Raw genomic sequence first — 25696 nt, forward strand, 5'->3', positions numbered from 1 at the left:
ATCACGCCTCCTCATATTTGCCGGTCTCTGGGCTCATGGCCCGGCCCTGTTCTCGCGGGCAGCACCGCAACAATCGTTCATCGCCGCGTCGACAGGCGGCGGGGGCGGCTGCTTCCCATCCAAATGCGACCTTAGCACGGCAAACCCGTGGACGGTCATGCGAATGTTGCGGCGAAATGCATCGGCGACAAAATCATGGCCGGCATCGGTATTGTTATGACAAATGACGGCAGAACGGCGCTCGCGGAAAGTTCCACGAACGCCTCCAATCTGCCTAATACTTTGAAAGATCGTTGTGATTTCCAGCTGCACCCGCCCGGGTAGCCGAAACACCTAGCCTTCGCGCTTCATGCGCTCGCGACGTTTGAGTTCCGCCGGGCTCGGCTCGGCCAGCTCGAAGGTGCCGATCGGCACCGGGCCGGCCGGCTCATAGGTGGCAATCACCACCCCGGTGCTCGAAACGTCGTGGCTGGTCAGTTTCAGCGCACCGGAAGGGGTGCCGCTGCCGAACAGGCGCTTGCCCTTGCCGAGCACGACCGGGAATGTCATCACGAAAAGCCGGTCGATCAGGCCGGCGGCCAGCAACTGCGGGTAGAGCGTCGTGCTGCCCTGGATCAGGATGTCGGGCCCGTCGCCTTGCTTCACTGTTTTGACGGCGTCGATACTGCCGAGGCGATGGCTATTGTGCCATTCGAAAGGCTCGCTGCCATGCGTGACCACATATTTGTTGGCGTTGGTGAAGGCCGGTCCGATCGGGTCTTCCGGCCCGACGAAAGGCCAGTGGGCCGCGAAGATCTCATAGGTCTTGCGCCCGAGCAGCAGGTCGAAGGGACCGCCGAACAAGCCACCCATCGCGGCGCCCATCTTGTCGTCCCAGAAGGTGACCGTCCAGCCGCCGAACTCGAAGCCGCCCGTCGGGTCTTCCGGTGGGCCGCCAGGGGCCTGCATCACCCCATCGAGAGATTGGAATACACCGCCGATGATCTTGCGCATGATCGTCTCCTCCTGCTGATCTGCATTGGAATGCGGCCCCCGCTCGTCGCCGCATCGTTCGCTTGTCCAAGGACGGCGGGCCATGCCTGGTGCCGACATTGCGAGCGATATTTCGTCCTGCCGGCGGGACCGGCTGTCCCGGCGGCCTGGTCAGGAGCGGTCGCTGCCCCGGCCCGTATGGCGTTTCGGCGGTGATGGGGCGTCGAGCAGGGATCGGCGGTATTCGACGGCCAGTTCGGTGCTGCGCTTCAGAAAATCGGCAATGATCTCGAGCTCGCGCGCCTCGAAAGTCGACCAAAGCCCGAACATCCTCTCCTGCAGGCCGAGATAGGCCGCTTTGATCGGTTCGATCGCATCTTGCCGGGCACGGACCAGGACGCGTCTGCGGTCCTTGGGATCGTCGAAGCGCTCGACATAGCCGGCGGCGGTCAGACGATCGATCAGGGCGGTGACGGAGCCAGAGGTAAGCCCCGTCGCCTTGGCGAGCTCTCCGGCGGAAGCGGTCTCGCGCATGACGATCAGATCGAGGACTTCGAGGTCGGTCTGGTTGAGACCGAAACGGTCGGCGACGGTCTTGCTGGTGATCACGCTCTGGGCGCCCATGGTGCGCGTCGCCCTGCCGACCTCCTCGACCAGAGCCCGATGCGAAGGCTGAGCGTTCCGGTCGTCCTGCCTCGTAGCCATTGTCCTGCCTCCTCTGCTGCCTATCGCGGACTCATAGGGAAGCGGCCGCTTCAAGCATGGGCACAAGCCAGGCCGAAGGCGGCCATGGCGGCTCCGCAGGTGACGAGGTCGAGCGGCAGGCGCCAGAAGCTGCGATGCGTCCAGCGCGTCGCCTGTTCCACGGTGATCGCAGTCGTTTCGCTTTTTTCGAAGACGAGCGCTTTGGGAATGAAGTCGAAAGCCGACCACAGGCGCATGGCGCCATGGCTGACGACGGCGATGATCAGAGCCGTCCGCACATCGGCGACGGACCAGCTCGCGACGAGTGCCGCGAGCAGCATGAGCTCGAAGGTGACATGGGCAGGGATCCAGAAGCGCCGGCGCGAAATTCCGCCGGCGCGAGGCTGAATGATGTCCGGCCGCTTGGGCCAAGCCGGATCGACGACACTGATTTCGTACCAGCCACCGCCGAAGCTCGCAAATGCCAGGCCGCAAACCAGGCCGGTGGTGACTTCGACCGCGCTCATCCGCCATCTCTCCCTCGATCCTCATTATCTTGACAGTCAAAATACTTGATTGTCAAGATAATGAGGATCGAGGGAGACGTCGCGCGGCATGTCCGGCTTCGGCGGCCGATAGTGGCGGCGCGTAATCGCCCTCATTTCCCGGGTGATGGCGGAGAGGGCGCCAACTGCAGCAGGATGTCCTGATGGACGCTGCAATCGCCGTGGCCGATGGATTGCCGGGTCGCCTGGCCGCCGAGGACGAGAGCCGGCACGAAATAGAAACATTCTCCCGGGCCGAGTCGCCGCTCACTCATGGAGGTGTAGAGGCTGTAATAGGTCCGAGGCTCTTCCTGCAGGAAGTTCTTGAGGTCGCCGGCGAAGAAGCCGTCCATCGACCAGGTGATGGCGGCGCTGTTGCGATGATGGATGCTCAGAAAGACGACGTCGCTGGCATATTTCCAATCGGCTGGCAGCCCCTTCTCGACAGCCTTCTGCCGAAGGTCGCGGAAATAGATCAGATCGCCGAAAGCGGTGCGGGCAATCGGAATTCGCGTCGGGTCGGGTTGTTTGAGCAGGAGCCAGCGTGCCAGCATCGCTTCTTGATCGCGCGGATCGAAAAACGTGATGAAGCCGTCGCCGAAGGAACCGATACCGACCGTCTGCCAGAACTCGATCAATGTGGGGTGGGCATGCTCCTTCAGCTTGGCCGGAAGCTCGCCGGACAAGGGACGCACATCGGCGCCGGGGGGGAAATCCTTCAGGAAGGCTTGCAGGTCCATCGGTCTTTCCTGGGCGAAGCTCTGCCCATTGCTATAGAGCGCTCCCAAGAGAAGGAGCAGGGTTGCCAAGATGCGCATTGCGTGGACGGGCCCACCAGGATTGTCGGTTCGAATCTGCCGCAACGGAAATGGTTGGGCAAGGGCTGGGAGCCGCGCCTTAAATCTCTTCCAAATGGGGTTGCCTATTTTTTGTCCATAAGGTCAATATTGCTGCCAGCCGCGAGGGCAATCCCGGCTGGGCCGGAGAGCGGTTGAGAGCGGGGACTGCTTCGCTTTTTTTGTTCGCCGGCGTTCCTTGCCGCGGTTTGAAATATTCCAACCGGGGCAGCGAACCGGTAACGTGATAAAATAGAGACTCCCATCGCGGTGGCACGATCATTGCTGTGAACGGGAGCGAGCAGGGCGGAACGGTTCACCGTATCCGCCGGGGACGAACCAGAGGTAGGGCCGGCATGCAGGTTGAGGGCGTGGATCGGAAGCTTGGTGCCGCGAGGGAACGAACGGCCGCCGGCGAACCCGTGATTGCGGTCGAGGATCTTTCCTTGACCTTCGATACCGGCGACGGGCCGGTCTATGCGCTCTCCAAGGTCAATCTCACCGTCAATGAAGGCGATTTCGTTTCCTTCATCGGCCCCTCCGGCTGCGGCAAGACCACTTTGCTGCGCGTCATCGCCGATCTCGAACGCCAGACTTCCGGCTCGATCAAGGTGAACGGGCTGACGCCGGAACAGGCGCGGCTCGGGCGGCATTACGGCTATGTCTTCCAGGCGCCGGCGCTCTACCCCTGGCGCACCATCGAGCGCAACGTCATGCTGCCGTTGGAAGTGATGGGATTTCCTGCCGCCGAACGCAGGGAGAGGGCGGCCCGCAATCTCGAACTGGTCAATCTCAAAGGCTTCGAGAAGAAGTTTCCCTGGCAATTGTCCGGCGGCATGCAGCAGCGCGCCTCGATCGCGAGGGCGCTCTCCTTCGATCCCAAGCTGATGCTGATGGACGAGCCGTTCGGAGCGCTCGACGAGATCGTCCGCGACAAGCTCAACGACCAGCTCCTGCATCTGTGGCGCACCACCAGGAAGACGGTGGTGTTCGTCACCCATTCCATTCCCGAGGCGGTGTACCTGTCCACCAAGATCGTGGTGATGTCGCCCAGGCCCGGCCGCATCATCGACATCATCGACTGCGATTTCCCGCGCGACCGCACGCTGGACATCCGCGAGACGCCCGAATTCCTCGAAGTGGCCCACCGCGTGCGCGACGGCCTCAGGGCAGGGCACTCCTATGACGACTGAGGTGCTCGTTGCCCGTACCGCCCCCTCACTGTGGAGCCGCCTGATGACCGGCAAGGCCGGGCCGGTGACGGTGGTCGTGCTGGCGATCTTCGCTCTCTGGTATCTTGCCTGCCTCCCGATGAACGGGGCGGCTCTGCAGCGCGTCATGCCCGATGCCGCCGCCCGCCCGCTCCTGGAGCAGTTCGTTGCCGCCATCAACCTGCCGGATGGCAACCTCGCCGCGCCGCACCAGATCATCATGGCGATGGTGCAGGGCCTGTTCTTCGAGCCGCCTCTGGGCCGGCGCAGCCTGGTCTATCATGGCCTGATCACGCTTTCCTCGGCCTTGTCGGGCTTCGTGCTCGGCGCCGTGCTCGGCATCGTGCTGGCGGTGCTGATCGTGCATTACCGCTCGATGCGGCAGAGCCTGATGCCGTGGGTGATCGTCTCCCAGACCATCCCGATCCTGGCGCTGGTGCCGCTGCTGACCGCGATCACCGGCCGGCTCGGCGCGCCGATCCTGGTGCCGAAGGCCCTGATCGCCACCTATCTGTGCTTCTTCCCGGTGACGGTCGGCATGGTGAAGGGGCTGACCTCGCCGGATCTGATGCAGCTCGACCTGATGCGCACCTATGATGCTTCGAAATGGCAGACCTTCTGGAAGCTGCGCTGGCCGGCGGCGACACCCTATCTGTTCGCCAGCCTGAAGATCGCCATCGCCGGCTGCATCATCGGCGCCATCGTTGCCGAGATGCCGACGGGCGCCCAGGGTGGGCTCGGCTCGCGCCTGTTGGCGGGCTACCAGTACAACAATCTGCGCCTGGTGCTGTGGGCTTCCCTGTTCACCGCCGCGCTGCTCTCGGCGGCCCTGATCGGACTGATCGGCCTGATCGAACGGCGTACGTTGGCGAGAATGGGCGTCAAAGGAGAGCAGGCATGACGGCCTTCCAATCGCGCGGATGGCTTATTGCAGCAGCGCTTATTGCTGTAAGTGCCCTTTTCCCTTTGGGCGATGGCACCGATGCCATTTCGATTCAGATGGTCAGCTCAGTCTATATCGTTGCGGTTCTCTATTTGGGGGCCAGCCTTCATGGGAATCGCTATGGTGGATGGCTTTTTAGTTTACTTCCGCTTTCTTTTGCCGCCGTCGTTACCCTGACGATAATTGTCCACTCACCGGGCGTCGCAGGGGTGGCCAACTGGGGCCTCTGGTTGAAGGCGATTGGGTTGTGGCTTGCCGCCTGGATGCTGGTGGACATGATCGCCAATGCCGGTGATGGACGCCGCACCTCGCGCTGGCGGAACCTGGCGCCGATGATCCTGTTCGGCGCCACACTACTCCTTCTTTGGGAGTGGCTGGTCGTCGGTTTCGGCATCTCGCCCATCATCCTGCTGCCGCCGTCCGCCATCGGCCAGGCCGTGGTGGCGCAGGTCAATACGCTCGCCACCGATTTCGTCTGGACCTTCCTGCACGAAGTCCTGCTCGGCTGGCTGATCGGCTGCGGCTCGGGGTTCCTGGTGGCGTTGGTGGCCGACCGCATCCCCTTCCTGCGCCGTGGCCTGTTGCCGCTCGGCAATGTCGTCTCGGCCCTGCCCATCGTCGGCATCGCGCCGATCATGATCTGGTGGTTCACCTATGACTGGCCCTCCAAGACGGCCGTCGTGGTGGCGATGACCTTCTTTCCGATGTTGGTCAACACGGTGGCGGGCCTGGCAGCCAGCGGCGCGCTGGAGCGCGACCTGATGCGCTCCTACGGCGCCAGTTACTGGCCGACATTGGTGAATCTCCGTCTTCCCGCCGCGATGCCCTTCATCTTCAACGGCTTGAAGATCAATTCGACCCTGGCGATGATCGGCGCCATCGTCGCCGAATATTTCGACGGGCCCACCATCGGCATGGGCTTTCGCATCAACACCCAGGCGGCGCTGTCGCAGACCGACATCGTCTGGGCGGAGATCGCGGTGGCCATGGTGGCGGGCTCACTATTTTACGGCCTCATTGCCCTCGTCGAGCGGGCGGTGACGTTTTGGCATCCCTCTTACCGGCGCGCGTGACGCAGGACGAGGTTAACAGAGGAGTGGACGGAATGAAGAAGGCACTACTGGCCGGCGTCGCTTTCGCGCTCGGGCTTGGAGCGATCAGCGCGGCGCAGGCAGCCGACAAGGTCACGCTGCAGCTCAAATGGGTGGTCCAGGGGCAGTTCGCCGGTTATCTCGTGGCCAAGGACAAGGGCTTCTACAAGGAAGCCGGTCTCGATGTCACCGTGGCGCCCGGCGGCCCCGATATCGCGCCGGAAACCGTGATCGCCAACAAACAGGCCGACGTGATCGTCGACTGGATGCCCGCGGCCCTCGCTGCCCGCGAGAAGGGCGTGCCGCTGGTCAATATCGCCCAGCCCTTCAAGCGCTCCGGCCTACAGCTCACCTGCCGCAAGGAATCCGGCGTCAAGACGCCGGCCGATTTCAAGGGCAAGACGCTGGGCGTATGGTTCTACGGCAATGAATATCCCTTCAACGCCTTCATGGGCAAGCTCGGCCTCAAGCTCGACGGCTCGGCCGAGGGCGTGAAGGTGATCAAGCAGGGCTTCAATGTCGATCCGCTCCTGCAGAAGCAGGCCGACTGCATCTCCACCATGACCTACAACGAATATTGGCAGGTGATCGAGGCCGGCGTGAAGGCCGAGGACCTGACCGTCTTCAACTACACCGACCAGGGCGTGGCGGTGCTGGAGGACGGGCTTTATGTCATGGAGGATCGCCTCAAGGATCCGAAATTCGTGGAGACCATGGCCAAGTTCGTCAAGGCCTCGATGAAGGGCTGGGAGTATGCCCGAGCCCATCCGGACGAAGCCGTGAAAATCGTGCTCGATAACGATGCCTCCGGTGCGCAGACCGAGGTGCACCAGACCCACATGATAGCCGAGGTCAACAAGCTGACCGAAGGCTCCGACGGCACACTCGATCCGGCCGCTGCGGAGGGCACCGTCAAGACGCTGCTCGGCGCCGGTGGCGACAGCCCGGCCATCACCAAGGCGCCCGTGGGCGGCTGGAGCTCGGCGGTCACCGACGCAATGAAGAAGCTGTGAGACGAATGACCCTCCCCTGGAGGGGGAGGGTCGGCCTGCAAGGCCGGGGTGGGGTGGGAACCGCCGCCGAACCAATCAAGTTCTCGCATGACCCGGCTTATCGAAAGGCCTGCGCCTTTTCACCCCACCCCGACGCTAAGCGTCGACCCTCCCCCTCCAGGGGAGGGTAAAACCAGCGCCGAGGTAACAGGCGCGGCGAACTCGTTATTGGAGGACTATTATGCCGATCCTGATCCGTGGCGGTGTCGTGGTAAACCACGATCATTCCAGGCAAGCCGATGTGCTGATCGACGGCGAAACCATTTTGGCGATCGGTCCGAAGCTGTCGGCGCCGGCGGGGACCGAAATCATCGACGCCGATGGCTGCTTCGTTTTGCCGGGCGGCATCGATCCGCATACCCATCTCGAAATGCCCTTCATGGGCACCGTCTCGGCTGACGATTTCGAATCCGGCACCCGCGCCGCTCTGTCCGGCGGCACCACCATGGTGGTGGATTTCTGCTTGCCCGCGCCCGGCCAGTCGCTGCTGGCGGCCTATCAGGAATGGCGCCACAAGAGCGAAAAGGCGGTCGCCGACCATTCCTTCCACATGGCGATCACCTGGTGGGACAAACAGGTCTTCGACGAGATGGACACCGTGGTGAAGACCTACGGCATCAACACCTTCAAGCATTTCCTTGCCTATAAGGGCGCGCTGATGGTGAATGACGACGAATTGTTCCACTCCTTCAGCCGCTGCGCCGGCCTCGGCGCCCTGCCGCTGGTGCATGCCGAGAATGGCGACATCGTCTTCCGCCTGCAGCAGCACTACATCGACCAGGGCATCACCGGGCCCGAAGGCCACGCCTATTCGCGCCCGCCGGAAGTGGAAGGTGAGGCGACCAACCGCGCCATCATGATCGCCGACATGGCGGGCAGCCAGCTCTATGTCGTGCATACCTCCTGCCGCGACAGTCACGAGGCGATCGCGCGGGCCCGCGCCGCCGGCAAGCGCGTCTATGGCGAGCCGCTGATCCAGCATCTGGTGCTCGACGACAGCGAGTATCAGAACAAGGATTGGGACTACGCCGCCCGCCGGGTGATGTCGCCGCCCTTCCGCAACAAGTCCCACCAGGATTCGCTGTGGGCCGGCCTCGCTTCGGGCTCGCTCCAGGTGGTGGCGACCGATCACTGCGCCTTCACTGCCGAACAGAAACGCATGGGTCTCGGCGATTTCCGCAAGATTCCCAACGGCACGGGCGGGCTCGAGGACCGCATGCCGGTGCTGTGGACCGCGGGCGTCAAGACCGGGCGCCTGACCAAGGAAGAGTTCGTGGCGGTCACCTCCACCAACATCGCCCGCATCCTCAACATCTATCCCCGCAAGGGGGCGATTGCCGTGGGCTCGGATGCCGACCTCACCATCTGGGATCCGGCCGCCACCAAGACGATCCAGGCCAAGACCCAGCTCAGCCGCGTCGAATACAATGTCTTCGAAGGCTATGAGTGCACGGGCCTGCCGATCGTTACCCTGTCGCGCGGGCGCATCGCCTGGAAGGACAAGCAGATCCAGCTCCAGAAGGGAGATGGGGCCTTCATCCAGCGCGATCCGTTCCCGGCGGCTGCCGTGGCGAACGCCACCTGGAAGGAGCTCAGCAAGCCTCGGCCGGTCTCGCGTATCGAAGTCACGCCGTAAGGAGCGCGATGGGTGCATAAAACCCTCTCCGCGAAGCGGGGAGATCGCGCACACAAGTTGTGTGTGCCTGGCCCGGCGAGCCGGGCCGGGTGGGGCGGGGAATGCGAGACCTCTCATTGAAGAATGGCGCGACCGTGATGCAACCACGTTAGGTTCCGTGCACTGCCCGCCACACCCCATCTGTCAGTGCTCCGCACTGACATCTTCCCCACTTGGTGGAGAAGGCTTTCGTTCTGCGTTGCCGGAGATCGAGCTTGAATTTGACGCATCCCACTTCCCTCCAGCACGGAAGCTGGCTCAACGAGCCGCCGTCCTGGTCGCTGGCCGGCGACCGCCTCGACGTCGTCACCGGCGAGGCGACCGATTTCTGGCGGAAGACGCATTACGGCTTCACCCGCCACAGCGGCCATTTCTTCCACCTGGAGAGTGGTGGCGATTTCACCGCGGAACTGCGCGTTCGAGCCCGCTTCGAGACGCTCTACGACCAGGCCGGCCTGATGGTCCGGCTCGATGACGAGACCTGGCTGAAAGCCGGTATCGAATATAACGATGACGCGCCCATGCTCGGCAGCGTGCTGACGACGGGGCAATCGGATTGGGCCACCGGGCCTTTCCCGGGCGATGCCGGCGATTTCCGCCTGCGCCTCACCGTCGCAGACGGGGTATTGAGGCTGCAATATTCGACGGACGGAATAATCTGGCCGCTGGTCAGGCTGGCGCCGTTTCAGAAGGCTGCTTCCTATCAGGTCGGCCCGATGTGCTGCACGCCTGAAAGGGCCGGCCTTGCCGTTTCCTTCTCGGATTTCCGCCTGTCGCAGCCCAACGGCAAGGCGCTTCACGATCTTTCGTAACTTCAGAAAGGCCCCACCATGCTCACCAATCTCAATATCAATCCGCAGCGCCTGTGGGACAGCCTGATGGAAACCGCCAAGTTCGGCGGCACGGCCAAGGGCGGCATCAAGCGCCTGACCCTGTCGGACGAGGACAGGAAGGTCCGCGACTGGTTCAAGGCGCAATGCGAGGCGCTCGGCTGCACGGTGAGCGTGGACGAAGTCGGCAACATGTTCGCGGTGCGCCCCGGCAGGAACAACGAGCTGCCCCCGATCGCCATGGGTTCCCATCTCGACACCCAGCCGACCGGCGGCAAGTTCGATGGCGTGCTCGGCGTGCTCGGCGCGCTGGAGGCGATGCGCACCCTGCACGAGCAGGGCTATGAGACCAATGCCCCGATCGAGATCGTCAACTGGACCAATGAGGAAGGCTCGCGCTTTGCGCCGGCCATGCTGGCCTCAGGTGTATTTGCCGGCGTGTTCACGCCCGATTATGCCTATGAGCGCCTCGACCGCGACGGCATCAGTTTCAAGGACGAGCTGGAGCGCATCGGCTATCGCGGCACCGAGAAGGCCGGCGCCCACAAGTTCCAGGCGATGTTCGAGCTCCATATCGAGCAGGGCCCGATCCTCGAGGACGAGCAGAAGATGATCGGCGTGGTCACCGGCGTGCAGGGCATGCGCTGGTACGAGGTCACGGTGACCGGGCAGGATGCCCATACTGGCGCCACGCCGATGTATCTGCGCAAGAACGCCCTGCTGGGTGCCGCCCGTATCATCGAGGCGGTCGACGCCATCGGTCAGAAGCACCAGCCCGGCGTCGCCACCGTCGGCCTGATCGAGAACAAGCCCAACAGTCGCAATGTGGTGCCGGGCGAGGTCTTCTTCACCGTCGACCTGCGCCATCCCGACGAGGAGGTGCTGGAAGTGATGGAGCAGGAATTCCGGGCCGCCCTGGAGGCCGCTCTGACGCCGATGAAGCTTGCCTATGAGGAAAAGCGCATCTGGAACTCGCCGGCGGTGAAATTCGCCCCCGAACTGATCGAATGCGTCGAGCACGGCGCCGACAAGGCGGGCTTCGCCTTCAGGCGCATGGTGTCGGGCGCAGGGCACGACGCGGCCTATATCGCCCGTGTCGCGCCGACCACCATGATCTTCGTGCCCTGCGAGGGCGGCCTCAGCCACAACGAGGCCGAATCGACCTCCTTCGACGAATGCGCGGCCGGTGCGCAGGTGCTGCTCAATGCCGTGATCGAGCACGACCGGCGGCTCGCGGGCTGAATCCGGCCGCGAGCGAGCTCATCCAGTCGACGAAGAGGTTGACCCGTCCCCATGGTGGACCAGGTGGAGGAGCGATCTTTGGGCCAGCCTGAAGCGCAGCGTTTCCGGGCTGGCCCGAAGGCCAGTCTCCCAATATGCGGCTTTGGGCAATTGCACTATGAACCGCTTGTCCGCGCCTTGTTATGAAACCTGATGGAGGAGGCTGCCTTGCTGCCCGCCGAGCTTGAAGCCGACCTCCATGACAATATTCCGCTGACGCAGGCCATGCAGGTCCGGGTCCTGGAGATCGGGCCGGAGTCCGTACGCCTCGGCGCGCCGCTTTCCGCCAATATCAATCATCACCGCACGGCGTTCGGTGGCAGTCTCGCCACGCTGGCCACGCTCGCCGCCTGGTCGCTCGCTTTTCTCAAGCTCAAGAGCGCCGGGCTCGACTGCAGCCTCGTCGTCGGCTCCGTGCACATGGATTATCTGGCCCCGGTAGAGGGCGATTTCTCGGCCCGCTCCATGCTGGCGGAACCCGAAAAGTGGGAGCATGTGCTGGAGGCCTTCGCGCGCAGGGGCAAGGCCCGCATCCCCGTGCTGGCGGAGATCGATTATGGCGGCCGCTGTGCCGCACGCTTCAGGGGCGATTTCGCGGCATTGGCCCGCTGAAGCGGGCCTGAATGGCGCACGGTCAATTGGCGCTGACCGCCAGGAAGGCGGTGGGCTGCACCGAGATCTGCCCCATGAACGGCCGGTCATGCGCGAGAATAACGAAATAGGCCGATGTCACCACCACCACGAAGATATGCGTGGCGAGGATTTGCATGCGAGGGACATAGTTGTTGCAGATGGCGATGGCCACGACGGTCGTCGTCGAAATGATCCAGATCGCGATCCATTGGGCCCAGCTCATGCCGGTGTTGGAAGCCGACAGCCGGAGCAGCCGCGCATGGCGCACGGCCAGCAGTTGATTGACCAGGGGCTGATAGGCGGCAGGCTGGGCATTCGCTCCGGTCTGGCGTGAGACCAGGCCGATCGTGTTGATGAGGATATCGCCGGAGCGATCGAAGACCGGGCTTTCGATGCGCTCGCCATTGGCCATGGCCGGCCAATCGCCGGAGACGACCTGCGCCACATACGCCTTGAGGCTGTCGCGCACGCTGGTCTGGAGATCGGCCGGAAGTCCGGAGGAAAGCACCAGGACGTTTTCGACCGCGTCGGCTTCCTGCTGGACGGCGCTGCGGGCAGTGAGGGAATCAGCCCACAGGCCCGCGGCTGAGAAGGCCACCATCAGGCCGAAGATGGTGGCGCAGACACCGACGATCGACTCACGGATTGGAAGTGGCTCGTCCGAGGCGTAACCGCCTCTGGCAATGGCGAGGCGGACGAGGCCGATGACGATCCAGGTGATCGCCAGGCAGATCACCAGCACCGTTGCGAACATGACGGGCAGCGACAGCTGGTGCAGCAGAATGAACATGAGCGCTCCCCGGGAGGACGTGTCTATTGAAAATCGACGACTTGGTCGTTCAGCGGGAGCTGATTGACGTGGTCTCCACGCCAGCGTGGTTCGATCCTGGCGACCGCGCCTTGCTCGAGCTCCTCCTCGTTCCCTGGCGCCAGCACCCCCTGCCCGGAGAAGCGCGTGAGCACGAAGGGCAGGCTGTTGGCATTGAGCGGTGAGGGGCCGTCCATCAATTGAAAGTGCAGATGGGGCGCGGTGGAATTGCCGGTATTGCCGACAAGGCCGATGACCTGGCCGGCTTTGACATGATCACCCAGCTTGACCCTGAGGCTGCCGCGCTGCAGGTGGGCGTAGAAAGCGTAGGCGCCGTTGCCGATGTCTGTGACCAGCATGTTGCCGCCGATATTGGCGGGTACGATGCCGCGGGCCGGCTGGCTCGGGATCTGCTCGTCGGCCTGGTCGTAAAGATTGACCACCACGCCGTCGGCCGCTGCGTGGACTTCAGCGCCGTAGAAGGAATAGCTGGCCAGATCCTCGGCATTGCCGGTGAACAGGCGGCTGTTGGCGTCGAGCCTGATCCAGTCGATGGCGAAGCGTTCCGGCACGCGCAGGCGCCCGTTCACGGCCATGACGGCGCTGCGATGAGCAGTGACCGTATCGCAGCAGCCATCGGCGGCAACCCAGCCTGTGCCCCTCAGCGGTGGCTCGATCACCGCGGCCGGCTTGCCGATCGCCGTCGCGCCACCGGTGAAGCTGTAGCTTGCGGTGACGGGCGCATTCGCCGGCAGCGGCGTGGGCTTGCCGTCCGCGCCTGCGTTCTCGCGGAAGGCGTGGATGTGCGCGGAGACGCTCAGCGGCAGCTTGTCGTTCTCGGCAAAGCCGACATCCATGAAGACGATGGCGGTATCACCCGGCGGCAGCTGGCGATCCCTGCCGCTGTAGAGATGCATCATCTTGGCCAGCTCTCCGCCCTCAAGGGCGAACAGGATCTTGCCGGCATCGTCGATCGCCTCGACCTTGTCGAGCCGCACGAACACATTGCCGGGATTGTTGACCAGCAGCTCATAGGCGAGATGCACGCGCCCATCGGCGCCGAGAACCGGATTGGGTTCGCTGATCGGCTGCACCGTGACCGAACTCAGGATCTCATCGGGTTTGAGAGATTGGGCGATGGCGGCTGAGGCCGCCAGAAGCCCTGCAACCGCCACCAGAGGCGACTGGAAACGCATGGAAAATGCCCCGCCGGCTGCCCCGCACCGGAAGGCAGAACCTGTGGGTACAGTCCCGCATTTGCCTCAGCCCTTGTCAAGCGATCTCGATGGCTTGGCGCGTCGCGAAGGCAGCGGCCGGGCACCGTCGAACGGCGCCCGACCGGGTCGTCTTCACCACAAATGGTGGACGAACCCGGCGATCTCACGCTGGTAAAGATTCTTCAGTGTTTCGAGCGTTGCCTGCGGGAGAGCCGGCACGTCGCTGGCCGCGGCATTTGCAGTGGCCTGGGCTGCGTTCTTGGCGCCGGGGATGACGGTGGTGACGGCATCATCGGCCAGGATCCAGGCCAGTGCGAATTGCGACATGGTCATGCCATCGGGCACCAGCGGCCGGATCTCCTCCACGGCCGCCAAGGCGACGTCATAGGGTACGCCCGAGAAGGTCTCGCCCTTGTCGAAGGCCTCGCCATTGCGGTTGTAGGCGCGATGATCGTTCGCCGCGAACTGGCTGGCCGCGCTCATCTTGCCCGTCAGCATGCCCGAGGCGAGCGGCACACGGGCGATCACCGCGACATTGCGCCTCTTCGCCTCGCGGAAGAAGAGCTCGGCCGGGCGCTGCCGGAAGATGTTGTAGATGATCTGGACGGAGACGACGCCGGGATATTCGATTGCTTTCAGCGCCTCTTCCACCTTCTCGACGGAGACACCGTAATTGCGGATCTTGCCGGCGGCCACCAGGTCATCCAAGACGCCGAACACCTCCGGCCGGTAATAGACCTCTGTCGGCGGGCAATGGAGCTGGACGAGGTCGAGGCAGTCGGTGGCGAGGTTCGTCAGCGAGCGCTCGATGAAGGCGGTGAGGTTCTGGCGGTTGTAGCCGTCGGCTGTGTGGGGCGAAAGGCGCCGCCCGGCCTTGGTCGCCACGAAGGGGCGGGGGCCAGAGCGCTCGTTCAGGACCTCGGCGATGAAACGTTCGGAGCGGCCATCGCCATAGACATCGGCGGTATCGAGGAAGGTGGTGCCGGCATCGAGCGCGGCATGGAGGGCGGCGCGGGCATCGCCATCGGGCACATCACCCCAGGAGCCGCCAATTGCCCAGGCGCCGAAGCCAATCTCCGACACGTTGCGCGCCGTCTTGCCGAACAGCCGTTCTTTCATCGTTTCATCCCTGCGTTTCGCGGCCTCCCAGAGTCAGGCTGAGCCGGCGGTTTCAGATCCGCGAGGAGGATAGGGCTTGAGCGTGCCGGCCGCTCATAGTTTAGTGTGAACAGCGATCATCGAAGCAATGAAGAAAATTCATTTATGGCGACTTTCGAGCGGACGGACCTCGGCGATTTCAACGTCTTCCTGACGATCGTCCGCCGACGCAGCTTCACCACGGCCGCCATCGAACTCGGCCTGACGCCGTCTGCGGCCAGCCATGCCATGCGGCGTCTCGAAGCCAGGCTCGGGGCCAAGCTGCTGAACCGCACGAGCCGGGCGGTCTCGCCGACCGATCTCGGCCTCAAATTCGCCCAGCGCCTCGAAGAAGGCTTCGATGCGATCGGCTCGGCCCTGGAGGTGCTGGAGGCGCCGGGAAATGTTCGCTTCGGCGAGTTGCGCCTCAACGTCTTCCGGGATGCCGCCCATCTCCTGATCTCGCCGGCCCTGCCGGAATTCACCCGCCAATGCCCCGATGTGCGCCTGACCGTCGCGGTGGATGACCGGCCCATCGATATCGTCGCCGAGGGCTATGATGCCGGCATGCGCTATGGCCACCATGTGCCGGAGGACATGATCGCCGTGCCGCTCACCGGGGCGCAGCGCTGGGTGGTGGTCGGTTCTCCCGCCTATTTCAGGGAGCATGCCAGGCCGCAGATCCCCGATGATCTCGCCGGCCATGTCTGCCTGCAATTGCTCCTGGGCGACAACACCGCCTATCGCTGGGATCTCGGCAGCGGCGGGGAAGCGCGCCGGCTGCGCGTGCCCGGCCTCATCACCCTCAACGATACGGCTACCACGATCACGGCCGCCAAGGCTGGGCTCGGCCTGGCCTATGTCCTGGAAGCGCGGATCGCCGAAGAACTGGAGGAAGGCAGCCTGGAGATCGTCCTTGCCGACCAGGCTTCGGACGGTGATCCCTTTCACATGTATTATTCGAGCAGGCGCCACAATCACCCGGCCTTGCGCACCCTGATCAACATCATCCGCCAGCAGAACGGCATGACCCGGCTGGCGTGAGCCAAGAGCGCGCCTATTCCGCCAGCAATTCGCAGAAGCGCTCCAGATCGACATTGCCGCCGCTGATCAGCACGCCGACACGCTTGCCGGCAAGCTCCGCCTTCATGGCACGGGCGGCAGCGAAGCCGAGGCAGCCCGTCGGCTCGATGACGAGCTTCATGCGGGTGGCGGCAAAGCGCATGCACTCGACGAGTTCCGCGTCCGAGACGGTGAGGATGTCGTCGACGTCGCGCTTGATGATCGGGAAGGTATGGGATCCCAGATATTGGGTCTGGGCGCCGTCGGCGATGGTGCGGGGCGTATCGATCCGGACGATCCGGCCGGCGCGGAAGGATTGCTGGCCGTCATTGCCGGCCTCCGGCTCGACACCGTAGAGCCGGCAGTTGGGCGAGAGGGCACGCGTTGCCAGCGCCGATCCGGCGAGCAACCCGCCACCGCCGAGACAGACGAAGAAGGCATCGAGTTCGCCGACTTCCTCGAAGAGTTCCTTGGCTGCAGTGCCCTGACCGCAGAGCACGTCCGGGTGGTCGTAGGGCGGGATCAGCGTGAGGCCCTGCTCATGCGACAGGTTTCTCCCGATCACTTCTCGATCTTCGGTATAGCGATCATAGAAGATGATCCTGCCGCCATAGCCCCTGGTGGCCTCGGCTTTCGCCTTCGGCGCGTCATGAGGCATGATGATGGTGGCGGGAATGCCGAGGATGCGGGCTGCAAGGGCGATCGCCTGGGCATGGTTGCCGGAGGAAAAGGTCACCACGCCCCGGCGTTTCTGCTCGTCGTCGAAGCGCGACAGGGCATTGAAGGCACCCCGAAACTTGAAGGCGCCCATGCGTTGCAGGTTCTCGCATTTGAAGAAGACCTGCGCGCCGAGTTCCTCGTCGAAGCTCCGCGAGGTCATCACCGGCGTGCGGTGCGCCTGGCCGCGAATGCGCTCGGCGGCGGCGGCGACATCGGCATAATCAGGCAAGGCTGGGCGGCTCATGCCTGGCTCTCCCAGCCGATCGCCTGGCGCAGGAAGGCATAGCCGAGGGCGATGAAGGACGCGCGTTCGCGGCTGTCCTTGCCATAGCCGTGGCCACCGGCCTCGGGCTCGTAGAAATGCACGCGATGGCCGAGCGCTTCCAGCTTGGCCGCCATCTTGCGGGCATGGGCAGGATGGACCCTGTCGTCGCGGCGGGTGGTCGCCAGCAGGATGGGCGGATAGGAACCGGCATCGGCGACGTGATAGGCCGAGATCTTCTGCAGGAAGGCCCAGTCCTCGGGCTTGTCCGGATCGCCATATTCGTCGATCCAGCTCGCACCTGCCAGGAGCTTGGTGTAGCGTCGCATGTCGATCAAAGGGATGGTGCAGAACAGGGCGCCGAACTTTTCGGGATGGCGGGTGAGCATGTTGGCGATGAGAAGCCCGCCATTGGAGCCGCCTTCCGCCGCGATGCGCCCTGGCTGGGTGATGCCGCGGCTGACCAGGTCGCCGGCCACCGCCGCGAAATCCTCATGGGCGAGATGCTTGCCCTCGCGCCGGCCGGCCTCGTGCCAGCGGGCGCCGAACTCGCCGCCGCCTCGAATATTGGCGGTGACCGAGGTGCCGCCCCGTTCGAGCCAGAGCTTGCCGATCGAGGCGCTGTAGCTGGGCAGCACGGAAACGCCAAAGCCGCCATAGGCCGTGAGGTGAACCGGCGCTTCGCCGGTCTCGCCGGCAGGTCCGACCAGCGTATAGGGGATCTTCTCGCCGTCGGCCGAGACGGCCTCGTGCTTGACGACCTTCAGCCCCCTGCTGTCGAACGCGTCGGGGCTGCGCTTGAGGAGGAGGGGACTTTGTACCGCCTCCGGCCTGCTCATATCGAGCAGCAGCATTTGCGGCGGCGTAATCGGGTCCTGCAGCGATACCATCACTTCGCCATTGGTATCGGCCTCCTCGGCATCGAGCGACCAGGCATGAACGACGCCCGTGGAGGGCAGTACGTCGATGGTGTGCTTTCGCCATCCTTCCAGGCTGGGCGTGACGACCTCGAAACGAGGCTGGAGATTATCGAGAATCGACAGCATGAGCTGCCCCCGGTTCCAGAAAAACCCGTCCAGGGTACGGCGCTCCTCAGGTTCGAACAGCACCTGGAAAGCGCGGTCGCCCGCCCGGAAGGCGGAGAGGGAAATGCCGAGAAGGGCGTCACCGGCAAAGCGGATGTCGGCCGGGGTCCAGGCTGTGCGCAGCTTCACCGCCAGCCAGTCGCCGAACACGTCCCACTGCGAATCGGCGGGCAGAGCGATCGCCTCGCCCGGACCGTTCCTGTCGCCGAGCCAGCCGCGTGTTTCGAAAAAGACGGGCTTTTCGAGGAACCAGATGCGTTCGCTGCCGCCGGTGCGGTCGATACCGGCCCAGACGGACATGGATTGGGGCTGGACCTCGAAGACGATCGCTGTCTTCAGGGGGTCTTCGCCGCGCCGCCACAGGCGCACGGTGCGGGCATAGCCGGAGGTCGTCGCCATGCCTTCGCCAAGCGCGCTGGACAGCAGCAGCGTATCGGCATCGAGCCAGGCGATGCCGCCCTTGGCTTCCGGCAATGTGAAGCCGTCGGTGACGAAACTGCGCGTCGCAAGGTCGAATTCCCGATGCACGGCCGCATCGGCGCCGCCGCGCGACAGGCTGAGGATGGTGCGCCGGCGCTGGTGCGGTTCGAGCGACGCCCCGGCCCAGACCCAGTCTTCGCCTTCCGTCGCGGCGAGGGCGTCGAGGTCGAGCAGGATGTCCCACGCCGGTTCCGTCTGCCGGTATGAGGCGAGGGTGGTGCGGCGCCACAGGCCACGCGGATTGGCGGCATCCGTCCAGAAATTATAGACGAACTCGCCGCGCCGGCTGATGCCGGGAATGCGGTCGGGGCGATCGAGGATCGCAGCCAGGGCGTCGCGGTCGCGCTCGAAACCGGCAGTGCCGAAGCGGGCCAGCGTTCGCTGTGAACGCTCGTTGACCCAGGCGAGGGCGTCTCCGCCTTCGATATCCTCCAGCCAGAGATGGGGGTCGTCGTCGGGCGCGGCCAGAGTCGGCCGGGAGACGCGATCGGACATGCAGGACGTTCCTCGAGGTAGGGGGGCCGGGAAAGAGCGATCTCAGCCGGCGAGCCGTGTTTGCGCCAGCTGCGTCCAATAGCTGATTCCGGCGGGAATGATGGCATCGTTGAAATCATAGGCGGCATTATGCAGCCCGGCGCTGTCGCCATTGCCGATGAAGATGAAGGCGCCAGGGCGCGCCTCCAGCATGTAGGAAAAATCCTCCGCCCCCATCATCGGCGGAGCGGCGGTGTCGACGGCGGCCGAACCCGCCACCATGCGGGCAATCTCGCCGCAATAATCGGTCTGGGTGTCGTGGTTGCGCGTCACAGGATATTGGTGGCGGTAGGTGATCTTGGCCTTGGCGCCGAAGGCCTGCGCGGTCAGCGAGGCGACCTCGGCCACGCGCCTTTCCAGCAGAGCGCGCATGTCGGCTGTGAGGGCGCGGCAGGTGCCGTGCAAATGGGCGGTGGAGGGAATGACGTTGTAGGGCCCGCCCGTCTGGATCGTCGTTACAGAGACCACCGCGCTCTCGAGCGGATCGGCATTGCGCGCGACGATGCTCTGCAGGGCCGTGACGATCTGAGCGGCGACCAGCACCGGATCGATGCTCTCCTGCGGGCGGGCGGCATGGGCGCCCCGGCCGGTGATGTCGATGTCGAACGTGTCGCTGGAGGCCATGATCGGGCCGCGGCACATGGCAAAATGCCCGGGCGCCAGGCCTGGCAGATTGTGCATGCCGTAGACTTCCTCGATGGCGAAGCGCTCCATCAGTCCGTCCTCCACCATGGCCTTGCCGCCGCCGCCGCCTTCTTCGGCGGGCTGGAAGATCACCACGGCGTTTCCGCTGAAATCGCGCGTGCTGGCCAGGTTCTTGGCGGCGCCGAGCAGCATGGCGGTATGGCCGTCATGGCCGCAGGCATGCATCTTACCCGGCACGGTGGAGGCATATTGCACGCCGCTTTCCTCCAGGATCGGCAAGGCATCCATGTCGGCCCGCATGCCGACCGTGCGCGAACCGGGGCGGCCCTTGATCACGCCGACCACGCCGGTACGGCCGATGCCCTCGACAACCTGGTCGCAGCCGAAATCACGCAGAAGACCGGCCACCAGCCCGGCCGTGCGCTCGACGTCATAGAGCAACTCCGGGTGGCGATGAATGTCGCGGCGCCATTCGGTCGCCTCGGTTGCCAGAGCCTTGATGCTTTCCGAAATCGTCATATGCCTTCAGTTCCAATATTGATTTATGCCCCCGCTCCGGGCGACAAACACAGCCCGCAGTTTGGCACGCCTTCGGACAATGAGGAAGGGAAACGGATATGGAGCATTCACAGGCCGCAAAGGTTTGGCAGGATCTCGAAGCCCACAAACAGAAACTGGCCTCGACGACGACGCGCGACCTTTTCGCCGCGGATCCCGACCGATTCGCCAAGTTCTCCTTCACGCTCGACGACGTGCTGGTGGATTTTTCCAAGAATCGCATCGCCGACGAGACGCTGTCCCTGCTGCTCCAATTGGCGCGGGCGCATTGCATCGAGACCCGCCGGGACGAGATGTTGAAGGGCGACAAGATCAACACCACCGAGGGGCGGGCGGTGCTGCATACGGCCCTGCGCGCGCCTGCCGATGCCGACATCCGGGTCGACGGCAAGAATGTCGTGCCCGACGTGCATGAGGAACTGGCGCGCTGCTACGCTTTCGCCGAGAAGATTCGCTCGGGCGAGCTGCGTGGCGCCACCGGCGACAAATTCACCGACGTGGTCAATATCGGCATTGGCGGCTCCGATCTCGGCCCCGCGATGGGCGCCCGCGCCCTCTCGCCCTATGCCGACGGCCCGCGCGCCCATTTCGTCTCCAATGTCGACGGCGCGGACATGGCGGATACCCTGTCGCGCCTCGACCCCTCGCGCACCCTGTTCCTGGTTTCGTCGAAGACCTTCACCACGATCGAGACCATGACGAACGCCCAGTCGGCGCGGCAATGGATCGCCAAATCGCTGGGCGAGACGGCGGTGGGCGACCATTTCGCGGCGATCTCCACCAATATCGTCGCGGTCGAGGCCTTCGGCATCAACAAGGACCGGATGTTCCGCTTCTGGGACTGGGTCGGCGGGCGCTATTCGATGTGGTCGGCCATCGGCCTCGGCCTGATGATCGCCGTCGGGCCGGAGAACTTCTCGGAGTTCCTGGCCGGGGGCCATGAGGTCGACCACCATTTCGCCACCACGCCGCTGGAGAAGAACATCCCGGTGCTGATGGGTCTGGTCGGCATCTGGCACCGCAATTTCATGGGCTATGCCGCCCATGCCGTGTTGCCCTACGACCAGCGCCTCGGGCGCTTCCCGGCCTATCTGCAGCAGCTCGACATGGAGTCCAACGGCAAGCGCGTGCATCTCGACGGCTCGCCGGTGACCTCGGAGACCGGTCCCCTGGTCTGGGGGGAGCCCGGGACGAACGGCCAGCACGCCTTCTATCAGCTCATCCATCAGGGCACCAATGTGATCCCGGCCGACTTCCTCATCGCGGCCGAGCCGCATGAAGCCGGCATGGGCGACCATCACGCCATCCTGATGGCGAACTGCCTGGCGCAGACCGAAGCGCTCATGCATGGCCGTTCGCAGGAGGAAGCGATGGCAGTACTGAAGGCCCAGGGGCTTGACGACAAGAAGATCGCGCTTCTCGCCCCGCACAAGGAATTCCCCGGCAGCCGCCCCACCACCACCATCGCCTATCGCAAGCTCACCCCGCGCATGCTCGGCCGCCTCGTGGCGCTCTACGAGCACAAGGTGTTCACGCAGGGCGTGATCTGGGGCATCAACTCCTTCGACCAGTGGGGCGTGGAACTCGGCAAGGAACTCGCCTCGCGCCTCCTTCCGGTGGTCAAGGGCGCGACCGTCGACGGCCTCGATGCCTCGACCAAGGGACTGGTAGCGCATTTGAAATCGCTGCGAGGCTAGAGAGGAGGGCGGGCCGTCGGCCCGCCATTCCATATTAGAACAAATAGAGAACAAAATTTGACAAGGTCGCGATACTCGGATAACTTGTTGCTATGGAGTGCGCGAATATGAAATCAGTTGGGAAATTTCTGTTCTCCCTTGCTATATCTTTTGCGACATTGAGCTGTAGTGTTCGTATTTCTAACGAATTAGGAGATAGAATTTATGATCCAGTTGAAGGATCTTATGTTTTAGTGAGAAATTACGGTACAAAAAACATAGATTTTCTCTTTACGGATTGTGTATTCTATCTTGAAAATGGAAAGGTACTTTCTAAGCGAGTTCGTATAGAAAATCTTGCGCCAAATAAGGAAATTAAGATCCGATCGGGTTTAGGGAAGGATAGAAAAGTGGAATGTAAGCCACTGCCTTGGTATATGCAGGATAGTGTACGAATATCGAGATAGGTATTTTAAATAATAATTAATACTGAATAATGAGTATAATGTATATGAATTTTATAATTAAGGCGAAGGTATGCTTGAATCTAAGTGAAAGGATGCTGAGAATTTAAAATAGAAATGGAGAGTATTTTAAATTGAGGTCTTTAAAGGTTGAGATGCGGGAATTCATAAGGAGACGAAAATGCCGGATTGGCGTATTGCTTATAATGAAAGGCCGCTTGGTGTCGGCGTACATGGTGTCATAGAGATTTATGACGATAAGGGAAAACTCCGACGGTGGTACGAGGGGCTGGCAGCGGATTCGAAGCTTAATAAGAAGCCTATCGGATCCGAGAAATTTGGCGATGTCATCCAAAGCGATATCTGGGATGCCGATAGGCTGCTGCATTTAAAGGAAAAAGATCGCAAGTCTCCCAACGCCTTGAAAGACTCAAAGGAAGCCACCACGGTCTATGTCGGCCCGCAAGCTGCCGTGGAGAGTGCCATGCGCGCCATGACGGCTGCTTCCAAGGCGATCGATGCGAAAAGAATTCCTTATCAATTGCCGCTTGTCGATTCCGGCCTTTCAGCCCCCTACCAATAGCAATTCCTATATCGCCACCATGTTTGCCGTCATGGGCTTGAAGAAACCGCCGCCGAACAGTGGCACTGCTATGGGGCAGGTCGGTGCCGGCAAGCTATTGCTGGACCCTGACGAGATTGCCGGATTTCATGGCATGATCGGTCAGGCGGAGAACCGGAATGTTCCCCTGCCGCCGATCCGCCCATCGGCCGAGATCGATGGCATCGGCAAGCAGAGCATGAATGAAGCGGCTCCCGCCAATGCGAACGCGCCTGCACAGCCGCTTTATCTGCGCATGCCGGAGATGGCGCGTAAGCTCTATCCTTAGGAAGCGTCGAGGCATAAGTGAATTGTGTTGGCTCGACCTTTGTCATTGCCGGGCTCGACCCGGCAATCCAGCGCCTTTCCAAACAGTGAAGATGGCGACCGCTGGATGCCCGGGTCAAGCCCGGGCATGACAAGGGCGGCGCTTTGGTTATTTCTCGGCGCTTCCTTAGAAGGAAGGTCATTGCTTCCCCTGATCATCTCGGACGCAACAGCACAGCGTATCGCGATGATCAGGGGACCTGTGAACAATTGCATGTGTTCCAATCACGAAGCGCTATGTCTTGATAGGCGTCAGCCGAAGTGACAGTCTGACCCGGCGCGGCGACTCGGTCGAAGGTTTCCGGTCGCCGCTTGCCTGGAAGGACATCCCCCGTGACTTCGACCGCCGAACCGTCAGCCATCGTTCCTGTCTTCGATGGCCATAATGACACGCTGCTTCATCTGGCCTCCGGCAAGGCGAAACAGGCCGAGATTGCCTTTGGCGAGGGGGATGGTTCGGGTCATATCGATCTGCCCCGGGCGCGTGCCGGCGGTTTTGCCGGCGGTTTCTTCGCTATGTTCCCGCCGCCCCAGGCCTCGACGACCAATATGGACGAGGAGATGAAGGGCGCGAGCTATGATCTGCCGCTGCCGCCCTTGCTGCCTTGGGAGAAGGCGCAGGCCTCGACCGTCGGCATGCTGTCGATCATGTTGCGACTGGAGCGGGCCTTTCCCGACGATGTCGCCATCTGCCGCAGCGCCGCCGAGATCCGTGCCGCGATGGCGGCCGGCAAGATCGCGGCCGTCCTGCATATCGAGGGGGCGGAGGCGATCGATGCCGATTTCACCAGCCTCGACGTGCTCTTCGCCGCCGGCCTGCGCTCGATCGGGCCGGTGTGGAGCCGCCCCAATATCTTCGCCCATGGCGTACCCTTCCGCTTTCCGGCCTCGCCGGATACCGGTCCCGGCCTGACCGAGATCGGCCGCGAATTGGTGAAGCAGTGCAACCAGCGCGGCATCATGATCGACCTCTCGCATCTCAATGAGAAGGGTTTTTGGGACGTTGCCGGGTTGAGCACGGCGCCGCTCGTCGCCACCCATTCCAACGTCCATGCTTTGTGCCAGTCCACGCGCAATCTCACTGACAGGCAGCTCGATGCCATCAGGGAGAGCAGCGGCGTCGTCGGCCTCAATTTCGCAACCTGCTTCCTGCGGCCGGACGGCGCCATGCGTGCGGATACCGATCTCGAAATCATGGTGCGCCATCTCGACTACCTGGTCGAACGCCTGGGCGAGGACGGCGTTGCCTTCGGGTCGGACTTCGACGGCGCGGTGATCCCCGCCGCCATCGGCAGCGTTGCCGGCCTGCCGCGCCTGATCGAGAAGATGCGCGGCGCGGGATATTCTGAGGCCCTGCTGCACAAGATCGGCCATGAGAATTGGCTGTCCCTGCTGGAGCGGACGCAGGGGCAGGGCTGAGATCTCGCTTCAAAGCGTTGAGGTCTGTAGTCTGGATAGCGTGGCGCGACCCCTCATCCGCCCCTTCGGGGCACCCAGTCCACTCCAAGTGGAGTGGACGATACCCGCAAGGGGAGAAGGTGTTCGGCTTGCGTTTCGCTTTACAAAATAGACCCCTTCTCCCCTTGCGGGAGAAGGTGCCGGCAGGCGGATGAGGGGTTATGATGCCCTATGGCCTCGGGATCTTCGATGCCAAGGCGGTTCCATGCCGGCACAGATCCGCCAACCCGCACCGCGGACAGAGCGGCCTCTGGCTGGTGCAGACCTCCTGGCCGAAGCGTTTGATCAGCCAGTGCAGCTCATAGAGATCGTCGGCATCCCAGCTTGCCGGCATCAGGCGCAGCATGATTCGATGGGCCATGGTGAAGCTGGCATTGTCGGGCAGCAGACCGAAGCGTTCGGCGAAACGCCTGATGTGCCTGTCCACCACGAAGACACGCCGCCGGAGCGTCGAGAAATTGAGCACTGCTGCCGCGCATTTGGGGCCGATGCCATCGTAACGCTGGAGCAGCTCCATCGCGGCTTCGACCGAGAGCGCAGCGAGGTGATCGAGATCGAACCGCCCCCGCTGCTCGACGATGCGATCGACCGAAGCCACCAGCTGGCTGGCTTTCTTCTCGGGATGGGTGACCGTGGCAAGCTGCTGAAGCACCTCGCGGGGGTCGCTCTGCCCCAGCCTGTCGAGAGGACGGAAATGCTCGCACAGGGCCTGGAAGGCTTTCTCGGAAGCGGAATCATAGGTTTCCGAGCTGATCAGCGCCTTGACGAATTGCTCTGGCGGCGTGTGTCGCCGAGTATCGCGCTGAGGGCCATAGGCGGCGAGCAGGCGCTGGCGCAGCACGGCGATGGGTTCCTCCCGGCCGAAATCGAGCCCGAGCTGGATCTGCTCCCTGATGGCAGGCATGCCCA

General features: G+C 63.3%; 24 protein-coding genes. 13 read left to right on the forward strand and 11 right to left on the reverse strand.

Annotated features, from left to right (window positions below; translation table 11 throughout):
- Positions 1 to 333: 333 nt before the first annotated feature.
- From C5L14_RS09580 to C5L14_RS09595, 4 genes are all read right to left on the reverse strand, one after another.
- The gene (locus C5L14_RS09580) at positions 334 to 993 is read right to left on the reverse strand and encodes a dihydrofolate reductase family protein (protein WP_105861789.1); all 660 of its coding nucleotides are present in this window, start codon (positions 991 to 993) and stop codon (positions 334 to 336) included.
- A 150-nt stretch (positions 994 to 1143) separates the two neighbouring features.
- Entirely contained in the window at positions 1144 to 1677 is a 534-nt protein-coding gene (locus C5L14_RS09585) for a MarR family transcriptional regulator (RefSeq protein ID WP_105861790.1), read from the reverse strand.
- 50 nt (positions 1678 to 1727) lie between these two features.
- A complete protein-coding gene (locus C5L14_RS09590; protein ID WP_105861791.1) occupies positions 1728 to 2183 on the reverse strand; it encodes a hypothetical protein in 456 nt (151 codons plus the stop codon).
- Positions 2184 to 2314: 131 nt separating this feature from the next.
- Complete coding sequence (locus tag C5L14_RS09595) at positions 2315 to 2941, reverse strand: GAD-like domain-containing protein (protein ID WP_181161099.1); 627 nt, start codon at positions 2939 to 2941, stop codon at positions 2315 to 2317.
- Positions 2942 to 3393: 452 nt separating this feature from the next.
- Between C5L14_RS09595 and C5L14_RS09600 the strand changes: the two genes are divergently transcribed.
- The 8 genes from C5L14_RS09600 (at position 3394) to C5L14_RS09635 (ending at position 11732) form a co-directional block, all read left to right on the forward strand.
- The gene (locus C5L14_RS09600) at positions 3394 to 4230 is read left to right on the forward strand and encodes an ABC transporter ATP-binding protein (RefSeq protein WP_105861793.1); all 837 of its coding nucleotides are present in this window, start codon (positions 3394 to 3396) and stop codon (positions 4228 to 4230) included.
- Complete coding sequence (locus tag C5L14_RS09605; RefSeq protein ID WP_181161100.1) at positions 4220 to 5149, forward strand: ABC transporter permease; 930 nt, start codon at positions 4220 to 4222, stop codon at positions 5147 to 5149. The genes C5L14_RS09600 and C5L14_RS09605 overlap by 11 nt, the downstream gene beginning before the upstream one ends.
- Entirely contained in the window at positions 5146 to 6264 is a 1119-nt protein-coding gene (locus C5L14_RS09610) for an ABC transporter permease (RefSeq protein WP_105861795.1), read from the forward strand. Before C5L14_RS09605 ends, C5L14_RS09610 begins: the two co-directional genes overlap by 4 nt.
- A 32-nt stretch (positions 6265 to 6296) precedes the next feature.
- The gene (locus tag C5L14_RS09615) at positions 6297 to 7295 is read left to right on the forward strand and encodes an ABC transporter substrate-binding protein (protein WP_105861796.1); all 999 of its coding nucleotides are present in this window, start codon (positions 6297 to 6299) and stop codon (positions 7293 to 7295) included.
- Between the two features lie 220 nt (positions 7296 to 7515).
- Entirely contained in the window at positions 7516 to 8970 is a 1455-nt protein-coding gene (gene hydA, locus C5L14_RS09620; RefSeq protein WP_105861797.1) for a dihydropyrimidinase, read from the forward strand.
- Positions 8971 to 9224: 254 nt separating this feature from the next.
- On the forward strand, positions 9225 to 9821 hold the full coding sequence (locus C5L14_RS09625) for a DUF1349 domain-containing protein (protein WP_245443323.1): 597 nt from the start codon (positions 9225 to 9227) through the stop codon (positions 9819 to 9821).
- An 18-nt stretch (positions 9822 to 9839) separates the two neighbouring features.
- Positions 9840 to 11081, forward strand: coding sequence for a Zn-dependent hydrolase (locus C5L14_RS09630; RefSeq protein WP_105861799.1), 1242 nt, complete (start codon positions 9840 to 9842; stop codon positions 11079 to 11081).
- Between the two features lie 192 nt (positions 11082 to 11273).
- A complete protein-coding gene (locus C5L14_RS09635) occupies positions 11274 to 11732 on the forward strand; it encodes a thioesterase domain-containing protein (protein ID WP_105861800.1) in 459 nt (152 codons plus the stop codon).
- 22 nt (positions 11733 to 11754) lie between these two features.
- Here C5L14_RS09635 and C5L14_RS09640 read toward each other — a convergent pair whose 3' ends face one another.
- The 3 genes from C5L14_RS09640 to C5L14_RS09650 form a co-directional block, all read right to left on the reverse strand.
- Complete coding sequence (locus C5L14_RS09640; RefSeq protein WP_105861801.1) at positions 11755 to 12543, reverse strand: DUF4239 domain-containing protein; 789 nt, start codon at positions 12541 to 12543, stop codon at positions 11755 to 11757.
- 23 nt (positions 12544 to 12566) lie between these two features.
- Entirely contained in the window at positions 12567 to 13757 is a 1191-nt protein-coding gene (locus C5L14_RS30820) for a M23 family metallopeptidase (RefSeq protein ID WP_146126873.1), read from the reverse strand.
- A 153-nt stretch (positions 13758 to 13910) separates the two neighbouring features.
- On the reverse strand, positions 13911 to 14897 hold the full coding sequence (locus C5L14_RS09650; protein ID WP_105861802.1) for an aldo/keto reductase: 987 nt from the start codon (positions 14895 to 14897) through the stop codon (positions 13911 to 13913).
- Positions 14898 to 15041: 144 nt separating this feature from the next.
- Between C5L14_RS09650 and C5L14_RS09655 the strand changes: the two genes are divergently transcribed.
- The gene (locus C5L14_RS09655) at positions 15042 to 15959 is read left to right on the forward strand and encodes a LysR family transcriptional regulator (protein ID WP_105861803.1); all 918 of its coding nucleotides are present in this window, start codon (positions 15042 to 15044) and stop codon (positions 15957 to 15959) included.
- 13 nt (positions 15960 to 15972) lie between these two features.
- Here C5L14_RS09655 and C5L14_RS09660 read toward each other — a convergent pair whose 3' ends face one another.
- Genes C5L14_RS09660 through C5L14_RS09670 form a run of 3 tightly spaced genes read right to left on the reverse strand, consistent with a single transcriptional unit; the run spans position 15973 to position 20222 of the window.
- A complete protein-coding gene (locus C5L14_RS09660; protein ID WP_105861804.1) occupies positions 15973 to 16941 on the reverse strand; it encodes a threo-3-hydroxy-L-aspartate ammonia-lyase in 969 nt (322 codons plus the stop codon).
- Positions 16938 to 19019 carry a prolyl oligopeptidase family serine peptidase gene (locus tag C5L14_RS09665; RefSeq protein ID WP_105861805.1) on the reverse strand — a complete coding sequence of 694 codons (2082 nt, stop codon included), beginning with the start codon at positions 19017 to 19019 and terminating at the stop codon, positions 16938 to 16940. Before C5L14_RS09665 ends, C5L14_RS09660 begins: the two co-directional genes overlap by 4 nt.
- Positions 19020 to 19061: 42 nt before the next feature.
- The gene (locus C5L14_RS09670; protein ID WP_105861806.1) at positions 19062 to 20222 is read right to left on the reverse strand and encodes a M20 aminoacylase family protein; all 1161 of its coding nucleotides are present in this window, start codon (positions 20220 to 20222) and stop codon (positions 19062 to 19064) included.
- A 98-nt stretch (positions 20223 to 20320) separates the two neighbouring features.
- Between C5L14_RS09670 and pgi the strand changes: the two genes are divergently transcribed.
- The 4 genes from pgi (at position 20321) to C5L14_RS09690 (ending at position 24748) form a co-directional block, all read left to right on the forward strand.
- Positions 20321 to 21958: a glucose-6-phosphate isomerase gene (gene pgi, locus C5L14_RS09675; protein ID WP_105861807.1), complete on the forward strand. Its 1638-nt coding sequence runs from the start codon at positions 20321 to 20323 to the stop codon at positions 21956 to 21958.
- 624 nt (positions 21959 to 22582) lie between these two features.
- Positions 22583 to 22984 carry a hypothetical protein gene (locus C5L14_RS09680; RefSeq protein WP_105861808.1) on the forward strand — a complete coding sequence of 134 codons (402 nt, stop codon included), beginning with the start codon at positions 22583 to 22585 and terminating at the stop codon, positions 22982 to 22984.
- On the forward strand, positions 22950 to 23291 hold the full coding sequence (locus tag C5L14_RS09685; protein ID WP_146126874.1) for a hypothetical protein: 342 nt from the start codon (positions 22950 to 22952) through the stop codon (positions 23289 to 23291). The genes C5L14_RS09680 and C5L14_RS09685 overlap by 35 nt, the downstream gene beginning before the upstream one ends.
- Positions 23292 to 23662: 371 nt before the next feature.
- Positions 23663 to 24748, forward strand: coding sequence for a dipeptidase (locus tag C5L14_RS09690; RefSeq protein ID WP_105861810.1), 1086 nt, complete (start codon positions 23663 to 23665; stop codon positions 24746 to 24748).
- A gap of 208 nt (positions 24749 to 24956) precedes the next feature.
- Here C5L14_RS09690 and C5L14_RS09695 read toward each other — a convergent pair whose 3' ends face one another.
- Entirely contained in the window at positions 24957 to 25691 is a 735-nt protein-coding gene (locus C5L14_RS09695; protein ID WP_105861811.1) for an endonuclease III domain-containing protein, read from the reverse strand.
- Positions 25692 to 25696 lie beyond the last annotated feature (5 nt).

Source organism: Labrys okinawensis, from assembly GCF_002982075.1.
GTDB classification, from domain to species: domain Bacteria; phylum Pseudomonadota; class Alphaproteobacteria; order Rhizobiales; family Labraceae; genus Labrys; species Labrys okinawensis_A.

Bases quoted from the DNA above. Each gene is read 5' to 3' on its own strand.
- C5L14_RS09605 (WP_181161100.1), top strand. From the start codon at position 4,220: ATGACGACTGAGGTGCTCGTTGCCCGTACCGCCCCCTCACTGTGGAGC.
- C5L14_RS09610 (WP_105861795.1), top strand. From the start codon at position 5,146: ATGACGGCCTTCCAATCGCGCGGATGGCTTATTGCAGCAGCGCTTATT.
- C5L14_RS09585 (WP_105861790.1), bottom strand. From the start codon at position 1,677: ATGGCTACGAGGCAGGACGACCGGAACGCTCAGCCTTCGCATCGGGCT.
- pgi (WP_105861807.1), top strand. From the start codon at position 20,321: ATGGAGCATTCACAGGCCGCAAAGGTTTGGCAGGATCTCGAAGCCCAC.
- C5L14_RS09590 (WP_105861791.1), bottom strand. From the start codon at position 2,183: ATGAGCGCGGTCGAAGTCACCACCGGCCTGGTTTGCGGCCTGGCATTT.
- C5L14_RS09635 (WP_105861800.1), top strand. From the start codon at position 11,274: ATGGAGGAGGCTGCCTTGCTGCCCGCCGAGCTTGAAGCCGACCTCCAT.
- C5L14_RS09680 (WP_105861808.1), top strand. From the start codon at position 22,583: ATGCCGGATTGGCGTATTGCTTATAATGAAAGGCCGCTTGGTGTCGGC.
- C5L14_RS09665 (WP_105861805.1), bottom strand. From the start codon at position 19,019: ATGTCCGATCGCGTCTCCCGGCCGACTCTGGCCGCGCCCGACGACGAC.
- hydA (WP_105861797.1), top strand. From the start codon at position 7,516: ATGCCGATCCTGATCCGTGGCGGTGTCGTGGTAAACCACGATCATTCC.
- C5L14_RS09655 (WP_105861803.1), top strand. From the start codon at position 15,042: ATGGCGACTTTCGAGCGGACGGACCTCGGCGATTTCAACGTCTTCCTG.
- C5L14_RS09595 (WP_181161099.1), bottom strand. From the start codon at position 2,941: ATGGACCTGCAAGCCTTCCTGAAGGATTTCCCCCCCGGCGCCGATGTG.
- C5L14_RS09650 (WP_105861802.1), bottom strand. From the start codon at position 14,897: ATGAAAGAACGGCTGTTCGGCAAGACGGCGCGCAACGTGTCGGAGATT.
- C5L14_RS09670 (WP_105861806.1), bottom strand. From the start codon at position 20,222: ATGACGATTTCGGAAAGCATCAAGGCTCTGGCAACCGAGGCGACCGAA.
- C5L14_RS09580 (WP_105861789.1), bottom strand. From the start codon at position 993: ATGCGCAAGATCATCGGCGGTGTATTCCAATCTCTCGATGGGGTGATG.
- C5L14_RS09615 (WP_105861796.1), top strand. From the start codon at position 6,297: ATGAAGAAGGCACTACTGGCCGGCGTCGCTTTCGCGCTCGGGCTTGGA.
- C5L14_RS09630 (WP_105861799.1), top strand. From the start codon at position 9,840: ATGCTCACCAATCTCAATATCAATCCGCAGCGCCTGTGGGACAGCCTG.
- C5L14_RS09660 (WP_105861804.1), bottom strand. From the start codon at position 16,941: ATGAGCCGCCCAGCCTTGCCTGATTATGCCGATGTCGCCGCCGCCGCC.
- C5L14_RS09640 (WP_105861801.1), bottom strand. From the start codon at position 12,543: ATGTTCATTCTGCTGCACCAGCTGTCGCTGCCCGTCATGTTCGCAACG.
- C5L14_RS09600 (WP_105861793.1), top strand. From the start codon at position 3,394: ATGCAGGTTGAGGGCGTGGATCGGAAGCTTGGTGCCGCGAGGGAACGA.
- C5L14_RS30820 (WP_146126873.1), bottom strand. From the start codon at position 13,757: ATGCGTTTCCAGTCGCCTCTGGTGGCGGTTGCAGGGCTTCTGGCGGCC.
- C5L14_RS09695 (WP_105861811.1), bottom strand. From the start codon at position 25,691: ATGCCTGCCATCAGGGAGCAGATCCAGCTCGGGCTCGATTTCGGCCGG.